Source organism: Chryseobacterium sp. StRB126 (genome assembly GCF_000829375.1).
GTDB lineage: Bacteria > Bacteroidota > Bacteroidia > Flavobacteriales > Weeksellaceae > Chryseobacterium.
This window is the reverse complement of the sequence record NZ_AP014624.1, coordinates 1,943,318-1,967,278: the sequence shown is the minus strand read 5'-3', so window position 1 is coordinate 1,967,278 and position 23,961 is coordinate 1,943,318. Positions and strand designations below refer to the sequence as shown.

Genomic DNA, 23,961 nt, shown 5'->3' with positions numbered 1-23,961 from the left:
AATACTTTCTATTTTTTCTAATAAAAAGGCGGCCTTCAGAATACTGAAGCCGCCTTTTATTTGTTTTAGTATATTTTAAATCCTTTGTAAACCTCCGTTCCACTTTCCATAATTTTGGAAGCATCTTTACGGAAGTCCAGCAGATGATCCTGTCCGTTGTGTCTATTATGATGGTCAACACTTTCCCAAAGCTCAATCAGGAAGAATGTTCCTTTGTTGTCTTTATCTTCAATAAGGTCATACTGAAGGCATCCTTCTTCTTTTCTTGTTTCTTTCACCAGGTTTTGAAAAAGCTCTACGGCTTCCATCAGATAATTTTCATTAAACTTAAAAAGTGCAATGATATGTAAATTCATATTCTAATATTTATTGATGTAAAAGTAAAATATTTTCAAAATCAAATTTATTTTTGACCCTTTTATTTTTACACTTTCAAACATATTTTTAACTGAATACTGATTTATAAATAGTTATAGAACTCATCACAATAACTAAAGTTCCAATGACTACAAACATCTTCTTCACCGGAAGCTTTGCGGTAAGCATAGCCGAGAAAGGCGCAGTAATAATTCCGCCAATTAAAAGCCCCAGAATGATATTCCAGTGTTGAATTCCCAGTGTAAAGAAAAACGTGACAGCAGCTGTGATGGTCAGGATAAACTTAGCAACAGTAGAACTTCCTACCGCAAATCTTGGGGTAAAAGCATTTTTAATCAGAGTTCCGGTTACCAAAGGGCCCCATCCGCCACCGGCAAAAGAGTCTATAAATCCTCCGATTACGCCAAGCCTTGTAAGGTTGGTCTTTCTTTTCAGTGCTTTATTCTGTTTATCTTTAAAAGCATTAGAGAGAATCTGAAATCCAAGATATAGGGTGTAAAAAGCAATCACTGTTTTGGTGATCTTCGCGTAATATTCTCCAAGATAAGTAAGACTAATCGCCCCGATAACTGCTCCAATGACTGCCGGAACAACTAATTTCTTCACCAGACTCTTACTTACATTCTTAAGCTTAATATGGCTTATACTTCCTGCAGCCGTGGTAAAACTTTCTGCGGAGTGAATACTGGCGCTTACAATATGAGGAGGAATATTCAGGAGCAACAATGTGGTGGTACAGATTACTCCATAACCCATTCCCATGGATCCGGCTACAATTTCTGCAAAAACACCCACCAGAAGCATCCAATAAAAAATATAATGGTCCTTCGCCAGAATCTGTTGCAGCTCATCAAAGTACCCCAGTTCATAGAGGGAAAAAATGGCTACAGATACCAGAGCAATTGTGACAAACAATACATTGAGCCTTATCTGAATTTTTCTTGTAATCACCATAGCTCTAAAATTGTAAGTTTATTTTTCTTCACATTCAAAGCATCATTCAACATCTCTCCTTCCCAATTTGGATTCATAATATCTGCCTCTTCTTTTGGAATCATAATTTATTCTTTTGAAGTCATGCAAATATCCAATAAAAATATTATCCTACAAAATAAGTAGACTAATATTTCAAAAAAAAGGATCAGGTCAGTCGACCAGATCCATTAAAGTTTTCTTCTCAAGAATATTCAGTGAAGCATCACGAACCTCTATCAATACATCATGCAATCCACAGTGATCTTCGTTGCAGTCTTCACATTTTTCATAAAAGTTAAGACTCACACACGGAAGCATGGCAATAGGGCCATTCACAAGACGAATAATTTTAGCTAACTTCACATTTTCAGGGTTTTCCTTCAGGAAGTATCCTCCTCCTTTTCCTTTTTTACTGTCAAGGATCTCTGCTTTTTTCAATTCAAGCAGGATATTTTCTAAAAACTTTAAGGGTATCTTTTTGTGTTCCGCAATTTCGGAAATAAGAACCGGCCCTTCATTTCTTTTTTCTACAAGATATGAAAGTGCCTTAAACGCATATTGAGATTTTTTTGATAGCATTACAGCAAAAATAAGAAAATTGTTTAATATGTTTAAGTTAAAAGACAAAATTGCAAAAGAGCTCATTAATGGCTTTGATTTATAGCTTATTCTTCCTTCATAGTTTTGCCTTTTTCCTATTTAATCGCTATGTTTGCGCTATGTTCAGTAAACAAGAAGCACAACAACTCAAAAAGGAATTTTGGACAGCTTTTGGGAAATCCTTTCCAAGAAAATGGATCCTGTATGACACAAAGATCAAGGATATGGCATTTAAATTCTCTGCAGACAACAAAAAAGTAGAGGTTTCTCTTGATATCGAAATGAAAGATGATATTTTTCGTAATGCTTATTATGAAAAAATATGGTCTTTGGAAGATATTTTAAAAGATTTTATCGGAGATTTTCAGAAAGACGAGTATTTTACACTGGAAAACGGAAAGGTCATCAGTCGGATTTGGGTGGAAAAACACGGGGTTTCAATTTTCAATAAAAATACCTGGCAGGAAATTTTTGAATTCTTCGTTGAAAAGATGGATGGATTTGAAAGATTTTATTACGAATATGAGGATTTTATAAAGGACATCTGAAATAATTACGAAATAAATACCGTTTTACACTTTAGGTTAAGATAAAAAAGAAAACTATCTTTGCTCTATACCACTTAAACTAATAGATGAAACTAAACATGATTAACAATGAGAAAAGTGTACAAAAACATTTTTGGAGAAGTCATCTCCAAAAGCAAAGCTACAAAGCTAGATGAATATCATCTGTATTATTACGAAAGTGATTCTGATATACTGAAAGAGATTGAATTCATCAACGAAGAAAGTATATACAACATCAACTACTTCTTACACGAAGGAGACCATGAGGACGAAGTTCTGGAATACCTGAAAGAAAAATCTGATTTTTTTGACATCGAAAAAAAGGAAATTGCCGAAGGGTTCATTGTTACTACCAATAAACTGTATTCACTGTCTGTAGATGATCTTCCTTTGATATCCAAAACTGTTTTTAAAACAGATGATCCTGAAAATTTTATATGTTCACAGGTTATTGACAATGAAACTCAGGAGCCACAGCTTGAAAGAACTGTAAAATGCTGGTATACCCTGGATAAAAACGGAGAAAAGTATGCCGCTATAGAATGCAGCTATGAAGAAGACGGAACACTTGAATTGGCTGTTGATAAAACTTCAGATCCTGATAATGAACAAAACTGGACTCATTATGATTATGAAACTTTTCATGAGCTTCAGGAAAAATGTCCGGCAGATATCAGCTATTACAAAACGGCAGCATTGCTTCCGAAAGAGGCTTATCAGAGCTAAAATATTTCAAAAATAGACCAAACAAACACAACTTATTTTATTATATGGAAGACAATCCTATTTTTTGGGCAGACGGAAATGACCCGCAAATGATAGAGGCATACAAAAAAGCACAGGAAACTTTTAAATATTTTTGGCGTGAACAATCCTGGGAATACAGAAGGATTATTCCGGGACTTAATGTTTCATGTGTAAAAGCAATGTTTTCGGAAGAAACAGAAACAGGAGAACCCAATGTTGAGCACATGTGGATTAATGATATTGGTTTTGATGGTGACCGTATAACCGGATATCTGATTAACGAGCCCAATACACTAAAGAATGTTCAGGTTGGAGATTTTATTGATATTCCCCTTACTGAAATCAGCGACTGGCTTTTCGCTATCACTCCCAATGTACAGAAGCCTAAGGGCCTTTCTAAACTATTCTCTTCATCAGCCGATCCGCTTCCTAAGTCTTATGGTGGATTCACTATTCAAAAAATGCGTTCAGATATGTCTGCTTCGGAAAGAAAAGATCATGACAATGCCTGGCAGCTGGATTTTGGGGATTTCAATGATATTCTGGTTGTTAATCAACAGAAGGAAGAACCAGAAAACCTTATTGAGCATCCGATGAGCAGAAATATGAAAGATGATTTTACTAAATTCTTACAGGAATATCCGGATGAAATCAAACAAATTGATGACAACGGGCAAACCCTTCTTCATAGAGAAACCATTGCCGGAAATTTAACTACCGTAAAGGCAGCATTGGAAGCTGGCGCAGATAAAAATATCCAATCTAAAGCTGGAAAAACAGCACTGGATTATGCAAAACAACTGAATTGGACACATCTTATTCCGGTATTGGAAAATCATTAACCACCCGAGAAATAAAAACTTAGAAGAATAAAAAAATAAAAAGAGAAGCTGTAGAGTTTCTCTTTTTTATCTCCTTTTCTTTATAAAAACAAAAAAATCAATGATTGGATTGGATAATATTGTCTACCAACCCATTTTCAATTGGATTTCCGCCACCGTTGTTATAAAAATCCAAAGGAATTATTCCCAATCGCTTTTTCCCTGAATATTGTGTATACTGCTTGAGCCAAGGATTCATTGCCGGATCTACTCCTGAACCACCCCAAGCATACTGATAAGGAGTATGGTGGCCCACTCCATAAGCAATACTATTAAAGCTTACATACAGAACAGCATCATTATCAGCATTTTTCTGCATGGCGCGTTCAAGATTTTCCTGAACATATTTTACTTTTTTGTGGGTATCATAGCTTTTGTAGTTGTCTTCAATATAGAATTTTTGTCCAACAATATTCACTGTTTCAAAAGTTGTATTATCCTGCCATGTTCCAAACCTCACTCCTACTTTGTTTTTATCAATTCCTGAATTTCCCACATTCAGATCAAATCTATATAAAAAGAGTATTTTTCCTTTTGCTTCATATAAGTTAGGGATAGTATTTCCCTGAAAATAAAGCGTATTGTATTTTTTAAGGTATTTGATGAAGTTCTCAGAGATATCCTGTCCGCTTTTTTCATTGTTTACAGACATTAAAACAGTTTCCGACGGGTGATCTCTTAAAAACGTCTGGCAGGCATCCAGTACATTACCGAAAGTTACGTCACAGGAAATAATTCCGTGGTAAAGGTCTAACGGGTCCGAGGAATTGGATGAATTCACGAGTCTGATATCCAGAAAACGAACCCCGTTTTCCAACTGTTGCTTAATGTCATAATTCTGGCATCGTGCCCCAAATGATGCTGAAGAAATTTTATAGGTTCCTGAATCGTGTGTTCCCGGAATACTTAAGGCTTTCAGAGATATATTTTGTTCTAGTTTACTCATCCACTCCGAACCATTTAATTTGAGATAAAACTGGTTGACACCGGATACTGAAACATTACAGTTAAAATATGTATTCGAGTCTGTTTTTAAAATATAAGTTCCCGATATCTTTTTAATATTTCCGCTACCGATCCACCAGTTATTCTCCGACTTTGAATTGTGCCCCTGCCCGATCTGGATATCACGCAGCTCGCAACGTCTGTTCTGATAATCGAAAGATAAGGTACAGGTAAAAGCAAAGTTAAGCTTACCTGGCAAGGCATCATTGGAGCTGCATCCTATGGCATCACCGCCAGATATTTTACTTTTGAACCATTGAGCAACGGTATCTGTGCCGTGTCTTCCGGCCTGAACATCAATTTCCCAAGTATTCCCGGATTTCTGAATAATATCCGGTGTATTTTCCCAGGGCTGCCCTGATGAGACGCTATGATCTGTAATGACCATTCTTAAATTACTCACTCCCTCCATCATTTGGAGAAGAAATCTGTTGTGTTGTTTTGTAGGCATGATATGGTGATTTAGCAATATTTTTTAGCAAAAGCTTATAAGTTTTTCTATGCTGCCAGACAAAATTAGATAGAATAAAAGCGCCGTCATAGCGTACAAATACGTGTTTTAATTCTGAGTATTTTCACGTAAGCATAACTCGGTCCCCCATCATCCTACATGCTTATTTATAAACAATTAAACACTGTTAATTTCTCACACCTAATTAGAATTAATTGAATAATATTTGATATTTTTAGTCTCTATCAACATCCATTATAAAAACTTTAAAAATACCCGCTAAAGCGTTTTCCTAATTAATTTAATATTATGAAATATTCTCTCTATCTATCAGTAATTTTCCTTTTTACATTAATGTCCTGTAAAAAGAACTATATTATGTATTATAACAAAATAAATGAAATAGATAGCATTTACAGAATGGCTAATAAACCTGATTTGGCCATCCAGCAATACCGGGATCTTTTTAAAGAATTTGAACCTAAAAACCAGGAAAGAATTGAAGAATATGTTACTTATATTATGCTTTCGGACCAATATAAAAAGGATTTTGGAGGAAAGAAGAGCTTATATAAATTAATTCCTTTGATAGCTCCTTATGATAAGGAATATAAAAAATACTTACCCTTATTTAAAAAATACGACATTGACAGTACAGAAGTAAAAGAAAAAATAGCAGACTGGAAAAAAGGATTGAACCAACAGTTAATAGATTCCTTTCATATTGCCTTTAAAAGAGATCAACTAGGAAGACCGTTTGATACAGCAATTGTTAAAAGAAATGTAGAAAAAAATGCAGCCCTGTTCAAATGGACATTTGAAAAATTTGGTTTCCCTTCCCAACAGAAAATAGGCAGTTTTCCTATGCTTACATTGCTAAGCCATATGGCCGATTCCAAAAGCTCTTATCCTTATTTTGAAAAGAAAGTGCTTGAATATGTGAAATCAGGGGATTGCCCCCCATTATATTACTCTATGATGGTTGATGCTGGCGGACATTCTTTAGGTAAAAGCACCTATTATGGAATGGGGCGTACCTTTCTCAAAGAAATAGATTCTGCAGCCATAAACAAACACCGGAAAAGTATAGGACTGCCATCATTAAGGCATGCTGAAAAACTTAAAAAAGACTACTTTTTAAGCTTAAAGAAAGAATAATCATACTACTAATTTCTCAGATAAGAAAGGAAATGATACCTTTTATGGAATATATTGGAGAAATATCAACTCTAATTAAATAAGATGGGCCTTCCCAAAAAAACGTTTAAAAACATCATAATCGATGATATTGAATATAGCTGTCTTGCTTCAGGAAATGATGATATTATCAATCTAATTATTACTTTAAAAGAAAAAACTATTTGCTCATTTCGATTATCTAACCATAACAGAGAATGAAAACATACGTATGGAAATCACACCGGCAGTTGTAAGAAAAGTTATTGAATACGGAATTTTGAATGGATGGAACGGAAATAAAAAAGGAAAAAATATAGATCTTGGAATTATGAATTATAAACTACAATAGCCATTAAATAAAAAAGAGAAGCAAAATGCTTCTCTTTTTTATTACCCAAATTTCTTCTTTCTCAGCCAGAAGAACAATCCTCCGACAAGACCAATAATAGCCAATGGAAGCAATAAATTCAGCCATTGCCAATTGGTTTTCTCTTCTTCAATTCTTCGTCTGTCCAGAAGTCTCTCATCAATGTTTCTGTTTCTCAATTCCATCAGATTACTATCATCCAACAGATAATCTAAGGCGTTTCTCAGGAACTGCTCGTTTCCGAACTGTTCATTCGTCAGCATATCTACTCCTAATGGAAGTGGTTTTCCTTTGATGACTTTATTTCTCCCAATATCACCATCTGCAATTACGATCATTTTATTTTCAGGACTTACAGCTTTAAAGCCAGGATAAGATTTTCTTTCAATCCTTGAAGCATATGCAGAGTTAAATTTTCCTTCTACTGCTACTGCAAAAATTTTCGGAGTGCTTGGTTTTTCCATTTGTCCAAGGCTGTCTACTGTAGCAATTTCTTTCAGATCAACATAGTTCGGTACCTGTTTCAACAGTGTTCTTTCGCTGGATTCAAAAAGAACTTTTGTTTTAATATTCTTTCTTCCCCCCAATGTATCAATCGAAGTTGGGAACTCGAATTTTACAGGGTTGATATTTCTGGTGATCGGATTATTGTTTTCTGCAATTCCAAGAGGATAATAGGGCCATGGTAAACTTGTATACTGCGGATTTCCACTTACTTCCCCTGTTACCAGTCTTAATAAAGCAAATTTCTTTACATCTTTTACCAGCGCATTATTGATTCTTAATCCATAATTGAAGAAGAAATCGGTCATGTTGATATCCACTGGGAAAGGCATTACCTTTTTAGATCTTGTCAAGGTATCCATTTCTGCATTTACAGCATCAATCATCCAAAGCGTTTTCCCGCCATTCATGATATATTGGTCAAGAATGACCTTTTCATTGTCTGTAAAAGCTTTTCTTGGTTTTGCAATTACCAGAGCACTCATTTGCTTTAATAATGGGATATCCGCTATGCTAAGCTCAGTCTGATTTTTAGGAATAATAGGCCCTGCATCATAATTTTCCATTGCAAGCTGCATGAATCCCTGGAATTCATCCGGACTTAATTCATCCTGATTAACCAGAACCCCTACTTTCTTCCTTTTATTGGCCGCAATATTCTTAATGTTTGAAACCAGATTATATTCAAGACCTTCAATAGAACGGGTTAGCTGTTGATCTGCATCAATCCCTGCCTGCTGTACAACCAACGGAATAGAAACTCCGTCTTTGTCATATTTTATAACAGCATATGGAAAAAGCGTGATTTGTGAAATTTTTCCATCTTTTACATCCGGAAGAATTGAGGGTTGCATTCCCATTGCCATCAAAGTATCCTGAGACATCTTTGTTTTAATAGGATCGATGAACTTGAAATCAATCTTTGGATTAATCTTTCTGAACTCCTCCAACATGAATTTCGTTTCTCCCTGAAGCTGTTTAAAGCTTGCCGGAAAATCACCTTCAAGATAAACCTCTACTGTTAAAGGTTTTTTAACGGATTCCAATACTTTAATGGTGCTTTCAGAAAGGGTATATCTTTTTTCTTTTGTTAAGTCGAGTCTTATTCCTGAATAGGTAAGAATAATAACCAGAGGGATAATTGCAAATAAGAAAATTCCCAACGGAGATTTAGCATTGATCTTCTTCATAATCTACTTCTTTTTGTTAATAAAATGATTAGACAATACTAATGACCCACTGATGACCAGAATAAAATAGGCAACATCTTTCAGATCTATAAGTCCTCTTGTAAACCCAAGGAAATGCTGGTAAAAACCAATATTCTGAAGGATAAAATCTGCTCCCCCAAGAAGTTTATAGCTTGCCAGCTGCTCGATTCCAAAATACATAATAAAGCACATGAAAACACCTAACAGATAGGCCATGATTTGATTCTGTGATAATGAAGAGGCTAAAATCCCGATTCCTGAGAAGGCTGCAATTAGAATAATCAGTCCGATATAACTTCCAAAGGTCATCCCAAGATCAATATTCCCTTCCGGAACTCCCAGTACATAAACAGTATAAAGGTAAATTAATGAGGGAATCAGACACAGGACTCCAACAATCCATACAGATAGGAATTTTCCTGCGATAAGTTCTGAAACCTTCAATGGCTGTGAAAATAACCAGTTCAGTGTTCCTGTTTGTTGCTCTTCAGCAAAAGTTTTCATGGAAAGTGCCGGAATAATGAACATTAAAAGCCATGGAACCAACACAAAATAGCTCTGCAGCGAGGCTGCCCCGATCTCAAAAATATTGGAATCGTTGTCGAAAAAGAACAGGAAAAGAGTCCCTATCAAACTGAAGGCGGCAATAATTACCCATGCACTCCAGTTTCCAAAGTAACTCCAAAGTTCTTTCTTTAAAATTGCAATCATAGTTTTTTAGTAAAATGTAAAAAGCAAAGAGATGTAATGTACACTTACTCTTTTACTTCAACAATTATTTCTTTTTTTTATTCTTATTAACGAGTTTTACAGTCATCATAATCAGAAATACAAGAACGAAAAATCCTGCAATTAATTGCCACCAATATTCAATTACCATCGATTTCAGGATTACAGTGAAGACCACCAGGAATAAAATGAATGTAGCAATTTCATTAGCCTGTCTCAGTTTGATGTTGGCTGTTTCCAGAGTATTCCCGTTTAATTCTTTTAGTTTCAGTACTTTTTTCCAACACCAGTAATGATAGATGGCAAGTCCGATCAGGAAGGTGAGTTTTAAATGGAACCAGCCCATTTTCATCAGTCCCGGATTTAAAAAGATCATCACCAGTCCGCATACTGCCATGATGACTCCGGCAGGAACGGTGATAATATTCCACAGCCTTCTGGCCATAAATGTATACTGCTCCCTCAGAATTTTCTTTTTTTCTTCAGGAAATTCATCGGTATCCTTATAGTAAACAAAGATTCTCACGAGATAAAAAATTCCCGCAAAATAACTTACCATAAAAATGATGTGCAGCGCTTTGATGATTGTATAAAGCATTCAGAAAAAATTAACAGCAAAGATAAGCTTATTATATAATTTTTAAAAATAATTTTCTTTTGACTGGGAAAAGCTAATATTCCAATCAAAAGTCATTCAATAGTACAGCTATAAAAAAATACTTCGGCTCGGGGCGGCAAAGCCGCCCGAGCCGAAGATTATATTTCATTGATCTTATTCAACTCAAAAATTAAGAGATCACTCCCAATTCTTTTCCTACTTTTTCAAAAGCAGCAATAGCTTTATCTAAATGTTCTTTTGTATGAGCAGCAGATAACTGAACTCTGATTCTTGCTTTTCCTTTCGGTACTACCGGATAGAAGAATCCGATTACGTAGATTCCTTCATCCATTAGCTTTTCAGCCATTTTCTGAGAAAGAGGTGCATCATATAGCATTACCGGAACAATGGCAGCATCACCATCAGGAATATCAAAACCTTTCGCTTTCATTTCTGTTCTGAAATAGTCTGCATTTTCCATTACTTTATCACGAAGTGTAGTATCATTAGAAATCATGTCCAACACCTTCAAAGCAGCACCTACAATTCCTGGCGCTAATGAATTGGAGAATAAGTAAGGACGAGAACGTTGTCTCAACATATCGATGATCTCTTTTTTACCGGAAGTAAATCCTCCTAAAGCACCTCCTAAAGCTTTTCCTAACGTAGAAGTAATAATATCTACTCTATCCATTACTTCATTAGCCTCATGAGTTCCCCTTCCTGTTTTTCCGATAAACCCGGTTGCGTGAGAATCGTCAACCATTACCAGCGCATCATATTTATCGGCAAGGTCACAAACACCTTTCAGGTCTGCAACAATACCATCCATAGAGAAAACTCCATCAGTTACAATAATTTTGAAACGGTGATTTTTTTCTGAAGCAGCAATCAACTGTGCTTCAAGATCAGCCATATTGTTATTTTTATAACGGTATCTTGCCGCTTTACAAAGACGCACTCCATCAATGATAGAAGCATGGTTCAATTCATCTGAAATAATAGCATCTTCTTCAGTAAATAAAGGTTCAAAAACACCCCCATTTGCATCAAAAGCTGCTGCATAAAGGATAGTATCCTCCAGTCCTAAGAAATCAGCGATTTTTTTTTCTAATTCTTTGTGGATATCCTGTGTTCCGCAGATGAAACGTACAGATGACATTCCATACCCGTGAGACTGGATCATATCCTGAGAAGCCTTCATAACCTCTGGATTGTTAGATAATCCAAGATAATTATTGGCACAAAAGTTCAAAAGCTTCTTTCCGTTCGCTTCAATTTCTGCACTTTGCTGTGAAGTGATGATTCTCTCTCTTTTGTAAAGTCCGTCGTTCTCAATATTTTGAAGTTCGTTCTGTAAATGTTGAAGGTATTTTTCAGAAATCATTTTTAGTAATTTTTTAGATGTGCTAATTTACTAAAAAGGCAGTAAAATAAAACCTTTTATAGGCTTAATTCTAAAATTTGATCTTAAGTTTATTTTTTAACATTATTAGTCTACTAAATTAGTAGGATAATATTTATATTTGTTTAAATTTTCTGAATATGCAATTGATTCCGGTAAAGAAAACAAAGAAACTCGTTTCAAGAAACTTTATAACTAACCATATGAAACCTCAAATCCCTGTCATTATAGAAGACTTTGTAGATCCTGAAAGCCCAGCTTTCCAAAAATGGAATTATGAATATTTCAAGGAAATAGCAGGAGAACAACAAGTAGATATATATGGCAGCGAAATGGATTCTATGGACAGGGTGGCCAGCCAGCCCATTGCACAGACTACTTTCTCCAACTATCTTGATCTTATAAGTTCCACTCCTACTGAGCATCGGCTGTTCTTATTTAATCTGTTGAGTATAAAGCCTGAACTTAAAAATGACATTATTTACAATGATGTTACCAATGGTAAAATATTAAAATGGCTGCCTTTTATGTTCTTCGGTGGTGAGGGTTCTGCAACCCGAAATCATATTGATATTGACATGTCTCATGTTTTCATCACCCAATTTGAAGGAATTAAGCGAATCTGGTTATTTCCTTGGGAACAATCTGATCTGATGTACAAATTACCCTATAATTTTCATAGCTTACCTAATCTAAAGACGCCGGATTACAGACAATACCCAGGCTTACTTTATTTAAATGGCTATGAAGCCGTCCTTCACCCTGGTGAAACGCTTTATATACCCTCCGGATGGTGGCATTACATCCAATATGAAACCGGCGGATATTCTGTATCTGTCAGGGCGTTGCCATCAAGTTTTCTTGAAAAATGGCGTGGTTTTAAGAACCTGGTTATTACAAGAAATTTTGATAATATCATGCGGAATATATTTAAAGAAAAATGGTTCAGATACAAAGCAAAAGCAGCTAAAAGAAGAGGTACAGTAGCTTTTAAGAAGCAAAAAAGCTTTCAGATTTGAAAGCTTTTTATATTTTGTTTGTCCCGCCTAATGTTTAATAAATTTAATATGTCTTTCATTCACTGTAATAATATAGGCTCCGGGAACCAGTTCTCCAATCTGTATCGCTTTTCCTGGTTTGAATATTGATTTTATTATCAGCTTGCCATCAATCCCATGAATAGAATATGCTGTTTCTTTTTCAATACCTTTAAGATAAAGTTCATTTTTGGCTGGATTAGGATATAAACCAAAATCATCCTTTTCTACAGAAGATACACTTAAAGTATTATCCTGAACCACGGTAGAATTCTTTTCCACCATCTGGTATTCGTAATTAAACTGAACACTCGCTATTGGAAATGATATATTTTCAATAAAATACTGGTTATTGAAAGTATTATCAAACACTAAATAAGCAATTTCTCCGCTAGTTCCAGTTACTTTTACTGGTAAAGGCATTTCGAAAAAGCTTACTGTAGGACTGCTTTGGATCTGGGAAACTTTAAATGCCAACTGGCTCCCTGTTTGTTTCCATTTGATTGTATAAGTTGGGTATCCTTCACCATAAATCCAATCATTAAAAAATTCTGTGAAATCTTTTCCTGTTGATTGAAGTAAAGAAGCTTTAAAATCTGCTGTAGTCACATAATTGTAAGCCAGCGCCGGTCTTTCATGATAATCTTTTAGTGCTTGATAAAAGGTATTGTCACCTAAGATCCACTTTAGCATTCTTAAAGCATAGCCTCCTTTAGTATACGTTAGTCTGCTGTCAAAAATTCGGTTTATATTATTAAGCTGCGCATCCGGAACATAGACTGCGCCTCCTGCATTATTGGTAATATAATCAATCCGGCCTTTCAGATAATTCATAAACTCATCATGGGTCATAATCAGTTTTTCATTGGCAACATACTCTCCAAAATGGGCAAAGCCTTCATTCAGCCATATATCATTCCATTTTCCACAGGTTACTTTATCGCCAAACCATTGGTGGGCAAGCTCGTGGGCAATAAGATATTTAGGCCAGCCAATCATAGAGGACATTGTCTGATGCTCCATCCCGCCGCCATTAATATATTCCATATGTCCGTATTTCTCATTGCGGAAAGGATAAGGGCCAAAATAGGTTTCAAAAACATCCATGATCTGTTTGGTCCATTCAATATTGGACATCAATTCCGGATTTCCGGCTGTTGCAGGATAAATATAATTAACAAAGGGAAAAGGTGGATTTCCAATAGTTGTGTTCTGCTTAGCAAAATTTGTAATAGACAAAGCAATAAGATAGGCTGCCGTAGGATACATTGTTCTCCAGAAGGTTAGCTTCTTCCCGGTAGCTGGTGTAATAATTTCCGACATCAGTTTTCCATTGGACGCTACACTATATTGAGAAGGAGTAGTAATTTTAAAATCAAATCTATCAATCTTATCATTTAAACTTTGCTTGGTAGGAAACCAATCCTGAGCACCGTAAGGTTCATTTAAAGTAGAAAAAACAGGTATTGGATTGGATGCCTGATTTCCAACCATAACAGTGTTATTTGCCGGAGCTCCTGAATAATGAATCGTTAATGAATCCAAAACATTAGCCGGTAGAGAAGCCGGAAAATCTATTTTGATCTCCTGGGAAGAAAGCTGCTGAAACGGAATATTGTTTCCATGGTATTGCACCTGGGAAACTGCCAGAATATTGGTAAAATCAAAATAAATGCTTCCCATACTCTGATTGGGTTTGAAATGCGAAGTCACAGATCCGGAAATATAGTAAACAGCAGGATCAATATTTAAATCCATCCTCTGATATTGCAGATCATAATTCAGGGTATTGAGGTTTACGTTGCCAGCACCCATTTTTTGGGTGAAAGATTTCATTTCCTTTTCAGCCAATCCTTTCATTTCAGCATGTTGATGCTCTTTTTGGCCATAAAACTGTTGAACCATCAAAAAGCTCAACATCAGAAGATATAATTTTCTCATACTCAGAAATATTGTAGATTCCAAATATAAAAAAAACCTCTTAATCATTGATTAAAAGGTTTTTATAATATATAAAATAAACTGCTTCTAAAGATCCAGGGCCGGCTCAAGAATCTTTTCCATTCTTTTTTTCACCATATCTACTGATCCTGAATAGTTATTCACCATCAGAGAGAAAACTAAGGTTTTACCGGAATTTGTTTTCAGATAACCGGCCAATGTTTTCACTTTATTTAAAGTTCCTGTTTTCGCAAAAACTTGTCCGTTTCCTGTTCCAAGGAACATTCTTTTCAATGTTCCGGACTGCCCGCCAATGGGTAAAGATGTTAAATAAGATCTGTAATATTTTTCATCCATTAAAGAAGTTAAAAACTTCACCTGAGAAATTGGAGTCACATTATTGCTTCTTGAAAGTCCGCTTCCATCCATATAAGTAAGACCCAACATATCAAAACCGGCATCCTTTAAGTGATCTGTTACTACTACTCTTCCAGATTCTGAAGTCTGATCTCCCAGTTTCTGGAATCCAACTGTTCTTAATAAAGCTTCTGCTAAAGAATTATCACTATGCTGATTGGTATAATACACAATATCACCCAATGTTGGAGATTTGTAAGCAGAGATCGTTTTTCTGTTCTCCGGAGCTGGATCCGTCATTTTTGCGAATACTTTTCCGGTAACAGGAATTCCGCTTTTTACCAGGGTAGTTCTGAAAGAATTTGCCAGGTAAGCGGGTGCATCCGGAAGTTTTGTTGTTAAGACCCCATCACCGTCATACTTTTCAGCATATACCATCTGATGAGCATAGGGTGAAACGTAGAAAAATTTCTTTTCTGTAGAGAAACCGGATTTCTTTACGATCAGTTTTTCATTAGCCGGATTAATTGCGCGTGTAGTTCCTGCAGGCAGATAGTAATTATTGTTTTCCAACCATACAACATTTTCCGGAAGCATTGCAATATTGCCTTTGAAAAGCGCTGTCTGAATGATAATATCACCATTTACCTTTCTGATTCCCTCACGTGAAAGTCCACCTATGAAATCTGAAATAATGTCTCTGTAAGATCCTGCTCCTGCTTTATTTGTTCCCAGGGATGGATCTCCACTTCCTACTACATAAAGGTTTCCGTTTAATGTTCCGTTTTCATCTATTGTTCCTGCATACTCTAACTGAGTAAGCCAACGGTAGTTCTCCCCTAGCAGATTTAATGCTGTTTCTGTAGTCAGCAATTTTGTAGTAGAAGCCGGAACCAGCGGAGAGCTCTCATTATAAGAAGAGATCACCTTCTTTGTTTTCGGATCATACACCACGAATCCCCAGTTTGCATTTTTCAGCACAGGATCCGCCATCATTGTATTTACATTAATGTCTACAAGTTCTTTAGCCGACAATACGCTTCTCTCTACCATCGAACTTACGGGCGACGGAAGGTTTAAGCTGTTTTTCTGATTGTCGTAATTCTGAGAGTAAAGAACAGTAGAAACGGTAGATTGAGCCAGGAAAAGACCGGAAGCCAACACCGCTGCACTTGAAATATATTTTCTGAATTTTACCATCTATCCTTTTTTTGTTCTATAGTTTGAGCCTGTAGAAAATGATAAGTTAAATCATTCAATAAAAAAGCCAAACACTTAATCAACGATCAAAAGTAGAAATTATTGTTATATAACGGACCACAGACGTCTTATAAAAGACTGTAAAGTTTGTTAAAAATTGTTAAAAATCAACAATAACATCCTTTTTAATGCTTTGATAAGCAGTAATTTCATCAAATTCTTTCAAACTTATCAATACCATGCTTTTAAACTTCTCATAGTTTTTCCCACGTGGTAATTTCAGTAAAATCTGAAACTGATATAAGTTATTCAACCTGGCAATCTGAGCTCTTTCCGGACCTAAAATACATTCTTCAGGAAGATATTTTCTCAGGATTGAACCTAAAAACTGAGAGGCCCGGTCTACCTTATCATCTCTTCTGTGTTTCAGTTCAATCATAATCAGCTTGGTAAATGGCGGATAGTGGAATTTCTGCCGTTCAGTAAGGATATATTTATAGATCTTCGCAGGATTGTTCATTTTAATCAACTGGAAAACAGAATGATCAGGATTATAGGTCTGGATCAGGATTTTACCCTTTCCAGAAACTCTTCCCGCTCTTCCGGCAACCTGTGTAATCAACTGATAGGCTCGTTCTTCGGCTCTAAAATCCTGCACATATAATAAGGAATCAGCTTTGGGAATGGCTACCAATTCTATATGGTCAAAATCAAGCCCTTTGGAAATCATCTGAGTTCCAACCACAATATCGGTTTCCCCATCTTCAATCTTTTCATACAGCTTTTCGTAGGCGAATTTCTTGCGCATAGAATCTACATCCATTCTGTCCACCTCATTTTCCGGAAACAGCTTAGAAACTTCCTCATGAATCTGCTCTACTCCTACTCCTCTTTCATTCAGGTTTTCTGAATTACATTTCGGGCAGGTTCTCGGTTTTGAAGCTCTTTGTCCACAGTAGTGGCATTTCATTTCATTAGCAGCTTTGTGATACGTCATTACCACATCACAATTGGAACAGTAATTTACATAACCACAGGTTTCACACTCTATAACATTGGCATAACCACGTCTGTTATGAAGAACGATAGCCTGATTCTTTTCATCAATGGTATGCTTGATCGCATCAATAAGTCTTGAGGAAAAATTTCCGGATACATTTTTAGATTCCTGAGCTTCTTTGAAATTAATGAGCTCATATTCAGGAAGATTTACATTTCCAAATCTTTCATTTAGGAAAATGTATTTCATTTTATCTTTTCTGGCTCTGTAATAACTTTCAACAGAAGGGGTTGCAGAGCCTAGTATGACTCCTGCACTATATAACCCGCCCAAAATGAGAGCTGCATCTTTAGCATTAAAATAAGGTGAAACTTCTCTTGGTTTATAGGCAGAATCGTGCTCTTCATCTACAACAAGCAATCCCAGATTCTGATACGGCAGAAATAAGGCGTTTCTCGTGCCTACAAGGATACGGATATCATTTTGTTTAATTCTCCTCCATACTTCTACCCGTTCAAAATCAGTCAGTTTCTGATGATAAAACCCTAATTGTCTGCCATATTTCTTTTCCAGTCTTTGGGTAATCTGCTTCGTCAGTGAAATTTCAGGAAGCAAAAACAGAACATTCTTCCCTTCTCTAATGCATTCTTCGATCTTTTCTAAATAGATATGGGTTTTCCCAGACGATGTTACTCCGTGAAGCAGAACATTTTTTCCTTCTTCAAAGGCTTCATCTATCTCAGATTTTGCAGTTTTTTGTTCTTCAGAAAGTTCTTCGACCTCTTCAATTTCTCCTTCATAACTTTCAATCCTGTCTTTCTGCATATAATATTCCTCAACAAGGCCTTTGTCTGCCAGTGCTTTGAAATGAGAACTTCCAAAATAACCGTCTTCAAACAGCTCTGCTTTTTTTATATTAAGATCAGGTTTTTCAGTCTGCTTCTCCAGAATAAGAAGAAACAGATCTTTTTGCTTAGGGGCTTTATTTAATTTTAAAAGAATTTCTGTAAGGTTCTGATTGTTTAAAACATCACCATTAATTCTTACATAGGCCACTTCTTTAGCCTTATATTTCTCTGCAATTTTCTCATCAATCTCAATATACTGAAGATCAATCAGCGAATTGATGGTTTTGATAATTTCCTTCTTTGGAATAAAGGCTTCAATGTCTGTTAAATTAACAAGTTGCCTCACTTCCAATGCCTGAATAAGATACATTTCGTTGACATCCAGATTTTCAAAGTCAACAACTACACCAGGTTTTAATTTTAAATACGTTTCACTCTCCAGTTTTAAGGAAGATGGAAAAGCCAGTCTGTAGATTTCTCCGAGATTACACAGATAATAATCGGAAAGCCAGTTCCAGAAACGGATCTGTTCTTCAGGAAGTATTGGCTTTTCATCCAAAATACTGATAATATCCTTCGCCACAAAGTTATCCGGAGCATTATCATGAAGTTCAAAAATGATTCCTGTATAGATCTTTTTCCCGCCAAATGGTACCAGAACCCGCATTCCCAATTGAATTTGAGGCATCAGTTCTTCCGGAACCTTATAGGTAAAGGATCCTTTTAAATTTAGTGGTAAAACAATTTGAGCGTACTGCAAGGGAAATATTTAAGGTGTAAAATTAAATGTTTCTTGAGAGAACTGCAAAATAATATCTCATTTCATTCTTATTCTTACTCAACCTTGGATTGTTTTATATTTTTTCTTTAATTAGTGAAAAAAATAATTTCATGAAAAAACTAATATTACTATCATCCTTTTTATTTATGATTACATCATGTCATAATGAAGGACCAGAAGATGTTTCTTTAGAAAATCATTCCAATATAACATTATCAAAAATTGCAAAAAAAGCAACTTCAAATAATACAATCATAACTTTAAATATGGATCCTATAACTCCTGTTTGTTATAATTCTTTACTGGATAACAGGAATGTCCAATTACACATTTCTCAGCCTGCTCCATATGATATTCAATTTAAGTTGACTTTGCAACAGAAAAACCAAAATGGCAATTATTTATCCGTACCTAATCCCTGGGCAATTGTTATCATTCCTAAAGGAGAAACATGGGCTACATTAGATACTGCTTGCCAGCTGGAAAGTTTTGTTCCTTGCGGAAAATTTACTGAGATAAAAACAGGAAATTTTAGACTAACGATTACCAGTGCAACATATTTCTTAGCCTCGGGAGAAACATTTAATTACGAATTCAACAATGGAGTGAATACTTATGATTTTGCTCATAAAGTCTCATGTGTAGGTGGAGGTTGGAATCCTGACGACCCTAAATAAAATAAACATACAGAGGTGAACATTTTTGTTCACCTTTATTTATCAAAAAAGAAGCTGGGTTATTTCATACCAAAAAGCAGAGGTGAAAAATCCTACAATAATACTGACTCCTATAATCAGGTTGGTGAGTTTTGTATTCAGCCTGAACTGCTCAGCAATAATACTGGATGTTACCAAGGTAGGCATTGCTGCTTCAAAAACGGTAATTTTTGCAACATCTCCTTTTATTCCCAACAATAGAGCCATTCCCAAAACGATAGCCGGAGCCAGAATCAGTTTATACAACATAGAAGCTGACATTTGAGGAATCAGTTTTTTCCAACCGTTGAACTTCAATTGTAAACCTACCGAAAATAAAGCTAATGGGCTTACCGTAGCGGCTAATTTATCAAAAAGAGGTTCTGCAAAAGTTAAATCTATGAATTGAGACAGCACCAGGGCAGAAATACAACCAATTAATGGGGGAAATGTAATTAATCTCTTAAAAATAAATGCTGCACTCGCTTTTCCAGATTTGCTTCCTCCTTTCACTGCTGCAATAATTCCTAATGTTGAAAGAGCAAAAAACATGGTTTGGTCACATATAATCGCAATACTCAGAAGACCTTCACCATAGAAAGCACTAATCAAAGGAAATCCGATGAAAGAGGTATTACTGTAACCGCTTGCCAATTCAAGAGTACTTCTTGAACGCCTTGAATAACCCCGACTTCTACTGTAAAACATTACATAAAAGAAGCAGAATACAGAGATTAAAAAAGTGGCTGCAATCGGAAAAAGCATTTCCGTTGTCCATTGTACTTTAGGCAGATATTTAAATGAAACTGCCGGTAGAGCAAGATAAAGAATCCAGGTATTGATCCCCTTGTGGGCATCCGGGTGGATAGATTTTGTTGCTTTGAATACCATTCCTGCAATAATACATACTGCAATCAGAACAAAATTTACCATAACTATAAAGAAATATAATGCAAATTTACGGCTGATTTTTGAGTTGGGAATGGAAAAATAATCATTTTTTAGGTCTTACTTAGGATTTATCTGTTGTACAAACCTATAAGACATGATGATTTTCTCTCGCAGATTATTGGGGATTAAGCAGATCTATAAAATTCAGCATTGGCAAAATATCAAGCATTATTTTTAATTGATTAAAGTATCAAACAAACTTATCATTTCCACTTTATCCAAAGATCTGGAAAGTGTAATTCTTTTTGAAGTTCCCGGTAAAAGATCAAAGAAATTATCACTGAAATGGGCATCTCCGATAAGATATACGTCTTTTGCCAAAACATCTGTTGAGACTTCAATTTCTGTTGGTGATATTTTTTTAATGGTAATATTGGGTCTTGAAAGTTTTAAATCCTTAGGTTTTGCCAGAAAGAAATGCTTCTCAACTTTCTCTTCTTCAGTGTCTGAGCTTATTTTTAAAACCGCTTTAGAAAAATCAAATTTTGCCCAATCGGTTTTGTTGATGGTAAAAATTTTCTCACTCACATCAGCCTTTAGCTCTTTGATGGCATTGGATTTCCATAGCTGCTTTCCTTCAAAATCTATGAGTTCAAATTTCACATCAGCTTTTATTTCTTTCAACAAATCGCTAATCAGATAGATCTCATAAGTTTTATTGGTTTCTGCAACTGAAATTAACATCGGCTCAAAACTTCTTTTTGCCTGATAATGAAATGCCTTCCAGTTTCCTAAATAATCAATTGACGACCATGAAACCACCGGCCAGCAATCATTAAGCTGCCAATACAATGTTCCCATATTATAAGGTTTTGCACGGCGATGGGCTTCTATTGCAATCTGCATCCCTCTAGCTTGTAACAATTGTGAAACATAATTATATTTCACAAAACCTGTCGGGATTTTATAGTCCCGTTCCATATATTTATTGATGATTTCCCAGCCTCTGGCATGTTTTTCATGAGCTTTAATGGTTGGATTTTGTAAATCCAGATCAGAAACTCCTGAGAACATTGATTTTGTTGCCGCTAAAGTTGGCATTCCCTGAAATCCATATTCAGACATAAACCGGCCTGTTTTTTCATTATAAATTTCAAAAGGTTGTTCTCCCCACCAAACTCCCCAATAGTGAGAGTCTCCTTCTGTTAAGCTTTCTTTATGTCCCCATCCTATTGACGGAGAACTTGGCCAGTACAGATTTTTATCCGGTGTAAGGTTTTGTTTCAATGTATTAGGAATAACTTCATGAAACAGCTTTCTATAATCTTTCCAAACCTGCAATGAATCTGCTTTTGAATATTTAAATTGCTTCTGATATCCCCAATTGACAATGGCTTCATCAATTTCATTATTCCCGCACCATAATGCAATGGATGGATGATTCTGAAGCCTGTTGACCTGATCTTTTACTTCTTCTTTCACATTATCCAGAAAATCATTATCTGCAGGATAAAAACTTCCAGCGAACATAAAATCCTGCCAAACCAGGATTCCGTTTTCATCACAGGCTCTATAGAATTCTTCATCTTCATAGATTCCTCCCCCCCAAATCCTGATCATGTTCATATTAGCTTCCTTGGCAGCTTTAATCAGTTTCTGATATTTTTCTTTTGTGATTCTTGGAGAGAAGCTGTCTGCAGGTATCCAATTTGTTCCTTTAATGTACAAAGGATTTCCATTAACTTTAAAATAAAAAGATTTCCCTTTTTCATCTTTCTCCTGAATAAGTTCAATATCTCTCAGTCCATAAGTCACGTTGAGATCACGAATAATTCTTCCCCCTTTTTTATACAGGGCAATCTTTGTTGTATATACATCCGGTTTTCCTCTTCCGTTAGGCTGCCATCTCTTCGGATCCTTAATTTTATAAGGTAGAATAATGGTATTTAAACCTTTATTGAGATGGAATTTATGCATTCCTCTGTTTAAGTTGAACCAGGTAAAATATTCTCCTTCTTCTTCAGCAAAAATGTGCATATTAAATGACACCTCAGCCTGCGTATCGGAGAGAGACTTTTGCTGAACCTGAATATTTTTAATCTTTGCATTTCTCCAGAACTCCAGCTTTACCTCTTTCCAGATTCCAGCCGTTACCAATCTGGGTCCCCAATCCCAGCCAAACTGATATTGGGCTTTTCTCACAAAACTTCGTGGTGATTCAGGCATCGTAAATGGGACTTTTTTTGCCAGTTCTTTTCCTTCATTAACGGCAGATTTAAATTTGATCTGTAGCAGGTTTGTCCCCTGTTTCAAATATTCTTTCACCGGAATTTCCCACTTCCTGAACATATTATCTGTCTTTCTCAGGAGTTTTCCGTTAAGATAAATCTCTGTAAATGTATCCAGTCCGTTAAAAACAAGATCAATATTATCATAATCAAACTCCTTGAATGAAATCTCAAAGTTAGTCTGATAATCCCAATCTTCATTTTCTATCCATTGAACTTTTTTCTCATTTTCATCCTTGAAAGGGTCCGGAATAATTTTATTGGCCATAAGATCCAGATGAACTGTTCCCGGGATCTTTGCGGGAAGCCAGTTTTTATCTTTTGAATTTTTGAATTTCCAGTTTTCAGAAGAGAGACTTCTCTCAGAATATTGTGCGAAAAGAATATTCTGAATCAGAAGAAAGGCAAAAAGTAAAGGTTTATGCATCAATAATTTTGTTTACAATTCTGTGAATTCCGTATTTAATGAGTTCACTATTAAAATTAATAAGAAGCCCAAGCTTCATGTTGGTCTGCTTTAAATAAGTCAATACCTGAGCATGGAAAATAGAATGTAATTCTAATACAGATTTAACTTCTATAATCACTTTATCTTCTACAATAAGATCAATTTTATATGCATTGTCTATTGCAATCTCTTTGTATTGTAATGGTAAAACGACTTGTTGTTTTACATTAAGATTCATTGTTCTTAATTCGTAGGCTAAAGCTGTTTCATAGGCACTTTCTAATAATCCAACGCCTAAGTTTTTATGAACTTCTATAGCCGCTCCTATTATTTTATAAGATAATTCATTTTCTGTCATTTGTGTGTGTGTTTATTTTTTTAAACGCAAAGTTTTTATTTTGAGTACGCTTTAATTTTAAGGAGACTAAGAAAGAATCGATTTGCAATCGATTATGGTGAAGCGGACGTTATCTACCTGCTTATTCAGTGGCTTTTCCGCCTTACTTTACTTCCTTAAAATATAAAAGCATATTATATAAAACTTTGCGTTTAAATTAATAATTATTTACTTTTTCAAAGACAATAAACTTCTACAGATATACCTATTATTCTGTAAAGCAAATCGCTTTTTGGTCATTTGCCTATGTTTATTTTTTTAAACGCAAAGTTTTTATTTACAGTACGTATTATTTTAAGGAGGCTAAGAAAGAATCGATTTGCAATCGATTATGATGAAGCGAATGTTATCCATCTGCTTATTCAGCGGCTTTGCCGCCTTACTTTGCTTCCTTAAAATATAAAAGCATATTATATAAAACTTTGCGTTTAAATTAAATAATTATTTACTTTTTCAAAGACAATAAACTTCTACAGATA

20 protein-coding genes are annotated in these 23,961 nt (G+C 35.4%); 6 read left to right on the top strand and 14 right to left on the bottom strand.

The annotated features are described in order from the left end of the window. Nucleotides 1–65: 65 nt before the first annotated feature. From CHSO_RS08790 to CHSO_RS08780, 3 genes are all read right to left on the bottom strand, one after another. A complete protein-coding gene (locus CHSO_RS08790) occupies nt 66–356 on the bottom strand; it encodes a putative quinol monooxygenase (RefSeq protein ID WP_045495034.1) in 291 nt (96 codons plus the stop codon). 88 nt (nt 357–444) lie between these two features. Beyond that, nucleotides 445–1,332 carry a sulfite exporter TauE/SafE family protein gene (locus CHSO_RS08785; protein WP_045495031.1) on the bottom strand — a complete coding sequence of 296 codons (888 nt, stop codon included), beginning with the start codon at nt 1,330–1,332 and terminating at the stop codon, nt 445–447. A 192-nt stretch (nt 1,333–1,524) separates the two neighbouring features. After that, complete coding sequence (locus CHSO_RS08780) at nt 1,525–1,932, bottom strand: RrF2 family transcriptional regulator (protein WP_045502189.1); 408 nt, start codon at nt 1,930–1,932, stop codon at nt 1,525–1,527. Between the two features lie 140 nt (nt 1,933–2,072). Between CHSO_RS08780 and CHSO_RS08775 the strand changes: the two genes are divergently transcribed. The 3 genes from CHSO_RS08775 (at nt 2,073) to CHSO_RS08765 (ending at nt 4,111) form a co-directional block, all read left to right on the top strand. Beyond that, the gene (locus CHSO_RS08775; protein WP_045495028.1) at nt 2,073–2,501 is read left to right on the top strand and encodes a DUF4268 domain-containing protein; all 429 of its coding nucleotides are present in this window, start codon (nt 2,073–2,075) and stop codon (nt 2,499–2,501) included. A 108-nt stretch (nt 2,502–2,609) separates the two neighbouring features. Continuing rightward, nucleotides 2,610–3,248: a hypothetical protein gene (locus CHSO_RS08770; protein ID WP_045495025.1), complete on the top strand. Its 639-nt coding sequence runs from the start codon at nt 2,610–2,612 to the stop codon at nt 3,246–3,248. 44 nt (nt 3,249–3,292) lie between these two features. Next, on the top strand, nt 3,293–4,111 hold the full coding sequence (locus tag CHSO_RS08765) for a DUF2314 domain-containing protein (RefSeq protein ID WP_045495022.1): 819 nt from the start codon (nt 3,293–3,295) through the stop codon (nt 4,109–4,111). A gap of 97 nt (nt 4,112–4,208) precedes the next feature. Here the strand turns inward: CHSO_RS08765 and CHSO_RS24970 are convergent, their stop codons facing one another. Then, a complete protein-coding gene (locus CHSO_RS24970) occupies nt 4,209–5,606 on the bottom strand; it encodes a phosphatidylinositol-specific phospholipase C (protein ID WP_052480543.1) in 1,398 nt (465 codons plus the stop codon). Between the two features lie 378 nt (nt 5,607–5,984). Between CHSO_RS24970 and CHSO_RS08755 the strand changes: the two genes are divergently transcribed. Next, nucleotides 5,985–6,764, top strand: a complete 780-nt coding sequence (locus CHSO_RS08755; protein ID WP_232509170.1) for a hypothetical protein — start codon at nt 5,985–5,987, stop codon at nt 6,762–6,764. A gap of 411 nt (nt 6,765–7,175) precedes the next feature. On the opposite strand, the gene gldG is transcribed toward CHSO_RS08755, so the two are convergent. The 4 genes from gldG to kbl all read right to left on the bottom strand — a co-directional run bounded on the left by gldG (nt 7,176) and on the right by kbl (nt 11,581). Further along, nucleotides 7,176–8,846, bottom strand: coding sequence for a gliding motility-associated ABC transporter substrate-binding protein GldG (gldG, locus tag CHSO_RS08750; protein WP_045495015.1), 1,671 nt, complete (start codon nt 8,844–8,846; stop codon nt 7,176–7,178). A 3-nt stretch (nt 8,847–8,849) separates the two neighbouring features. Beyond that, nucleotides 8,850–9,578: an ABC transporter permease subunit gene (locus CHSO_RS08745; RefSeq protein ID WP_045495013.1), complete on the bottom strand. Its 729-nt coding sequence runs from the start codon at nt 9,576–9,578 to the stop codon at nt 8,850–8,852. A gap of 64 nt (nt 9,579–9,642) precedes the next feature. Continuing rightward, the gene (locus CHSO_RS08740; protein ID WP_045495010.1) at nt 9,643–10,194 is read right to left on the bottom strand and encodes a CopD family protein; all 552 of its coding nucleotides are present in this window, start codon (nt 10,192–10,194) and stop codon (nt 9,643–9,645) included. Nucleotides 10,195–10,384: 190 nt separating this feature from the next. Next, on the bottom strand, nt 10,385–11,581 hold the full coding sequence (gene kbl / locus CHSO_RS08735; protein WP_045495006.1) for a glycine C-acetyltransferase: 1,197 nt from the start codon (nt 11,579–11,581) through the stop codon (nt 10,385–10,387). Between the two features lie 158 nt (nt 11,582–11,739). On the opposite strand from kbl, the gene CHSO_RS08730 reads away from it, so the two are divergent. Next, nucleotides 11,740–12,618 carry a cupin-like domain-containing protein gene (locus CHSO_RS08730; RefSeq protein ID WP_045495003.1) on the top strand — a complete coding sequence of 293 codons (879 nt, stop codon included), beginning with the start codon at nt 11,740–11,742 and terminating at the stop codon, nt 12,616–12,618. Between the two features lie 27 nt (nt 12,619–12,645). On the opposite strand, the gene CHSO_RS08725 is transcribed toward CHSO_RS08730, so the two are convergent. From CHSO_RS08725 to priA, 3 genes are all read right to left on the bottom strand, one after another. Further along, nucleotides 12,646–14,577, bottom strand: a complete 1,932-nt coding sequence (locus tag CHSO_RS08725) for a M1 family metallopeptidase (protein ID WP_045495001.1) — start codon at nt 14,575–14,577, stop codon at nt 12,646–12,648. Nucleotides 14,578–14,664: 87 nt separating this feature from the next. After that, entirely contained in the window at nt 14,665–16,134 is a 1,470-nt protein-coding gene (gene dacB, locus CHSO_RS08720) for a D-alanyl-D-alanine carboxypeptidase/D-alanyl-D-alanine-endopeptidase (RefSeq protein WP_045494999.1), read from the bottom strand. Nucleotides 16,135–16,294: 160 nt separating this feature from the next. Then, a complete protein-coding gene (gene priA, locus CHSO_RS08715) occupies nt 16,295–18,742 on the bottom strand; it encodes a primosomal protein N' (RefSeq protein WP_045494996.1) in 2,448 nt (815 codons plus the stop codon). A 131-nt stretch (nt 18,743–18,873) separates the two neighbouring features. Here priA and CHSO_RS08710 point away from each other — a divergent pair, with 131 nt between their 5' ends. After that, a complete protein-coding gene (locus CHSO_RS08710; RefSeq protein WP_144428882.1) occupies nt 18,874–19,440 on the top strand; it encodes a hypothetical protein in 567 nt (188 codons plus the stop codon). Between the two features lie 42 nt (nt 19,441–19,482). Here the strand turns inward: CHSO_RS08710 and CHSO_RS08705 are convergent, their stop codons facing one another. From CHSO_RS08705 to CHSO_RS08695, 3 genes are all read right to left on the bottom strand, one after another. Further along, complete coding sequence (locus CHSO_RS08705) at nt 19,483–20,391, bottom strand: AEC family transporter (protein ID WP_045494990.1); 909 nt, start codon at nt 20,389–20,391, stop codon at nt 19,483–19,485. A gap of 192 nt (nt 20,392–20,583) precedes the next feature. Then, on the bottom strand, nt 20,584–23,064 hold the full coding sequence (locus CHSO_RS08700) for a beta-mannosidase (protein WP_045494987.1): 2,481 nt from the start codon (nt 23,062–23,064) through the stop codon (nt 20,584–20,586). Next, complete coding sequence (locus tag CHSO_RS08695) at nt 23,057–23,443, bottom strand: GxxExxY protein (protein ID WP_045494984.1); 387 nt, start codon at nt 23,441–23,443, stop codon at nt 23,057–23,059. The genes CHSO_RS08700 and CHSO_RS08695 overlap by 8 nt, the downstream gene beginning before the upstream one ends. Nucleotides 23,444–23,961 lie beyond the last annotated feature (518 nt).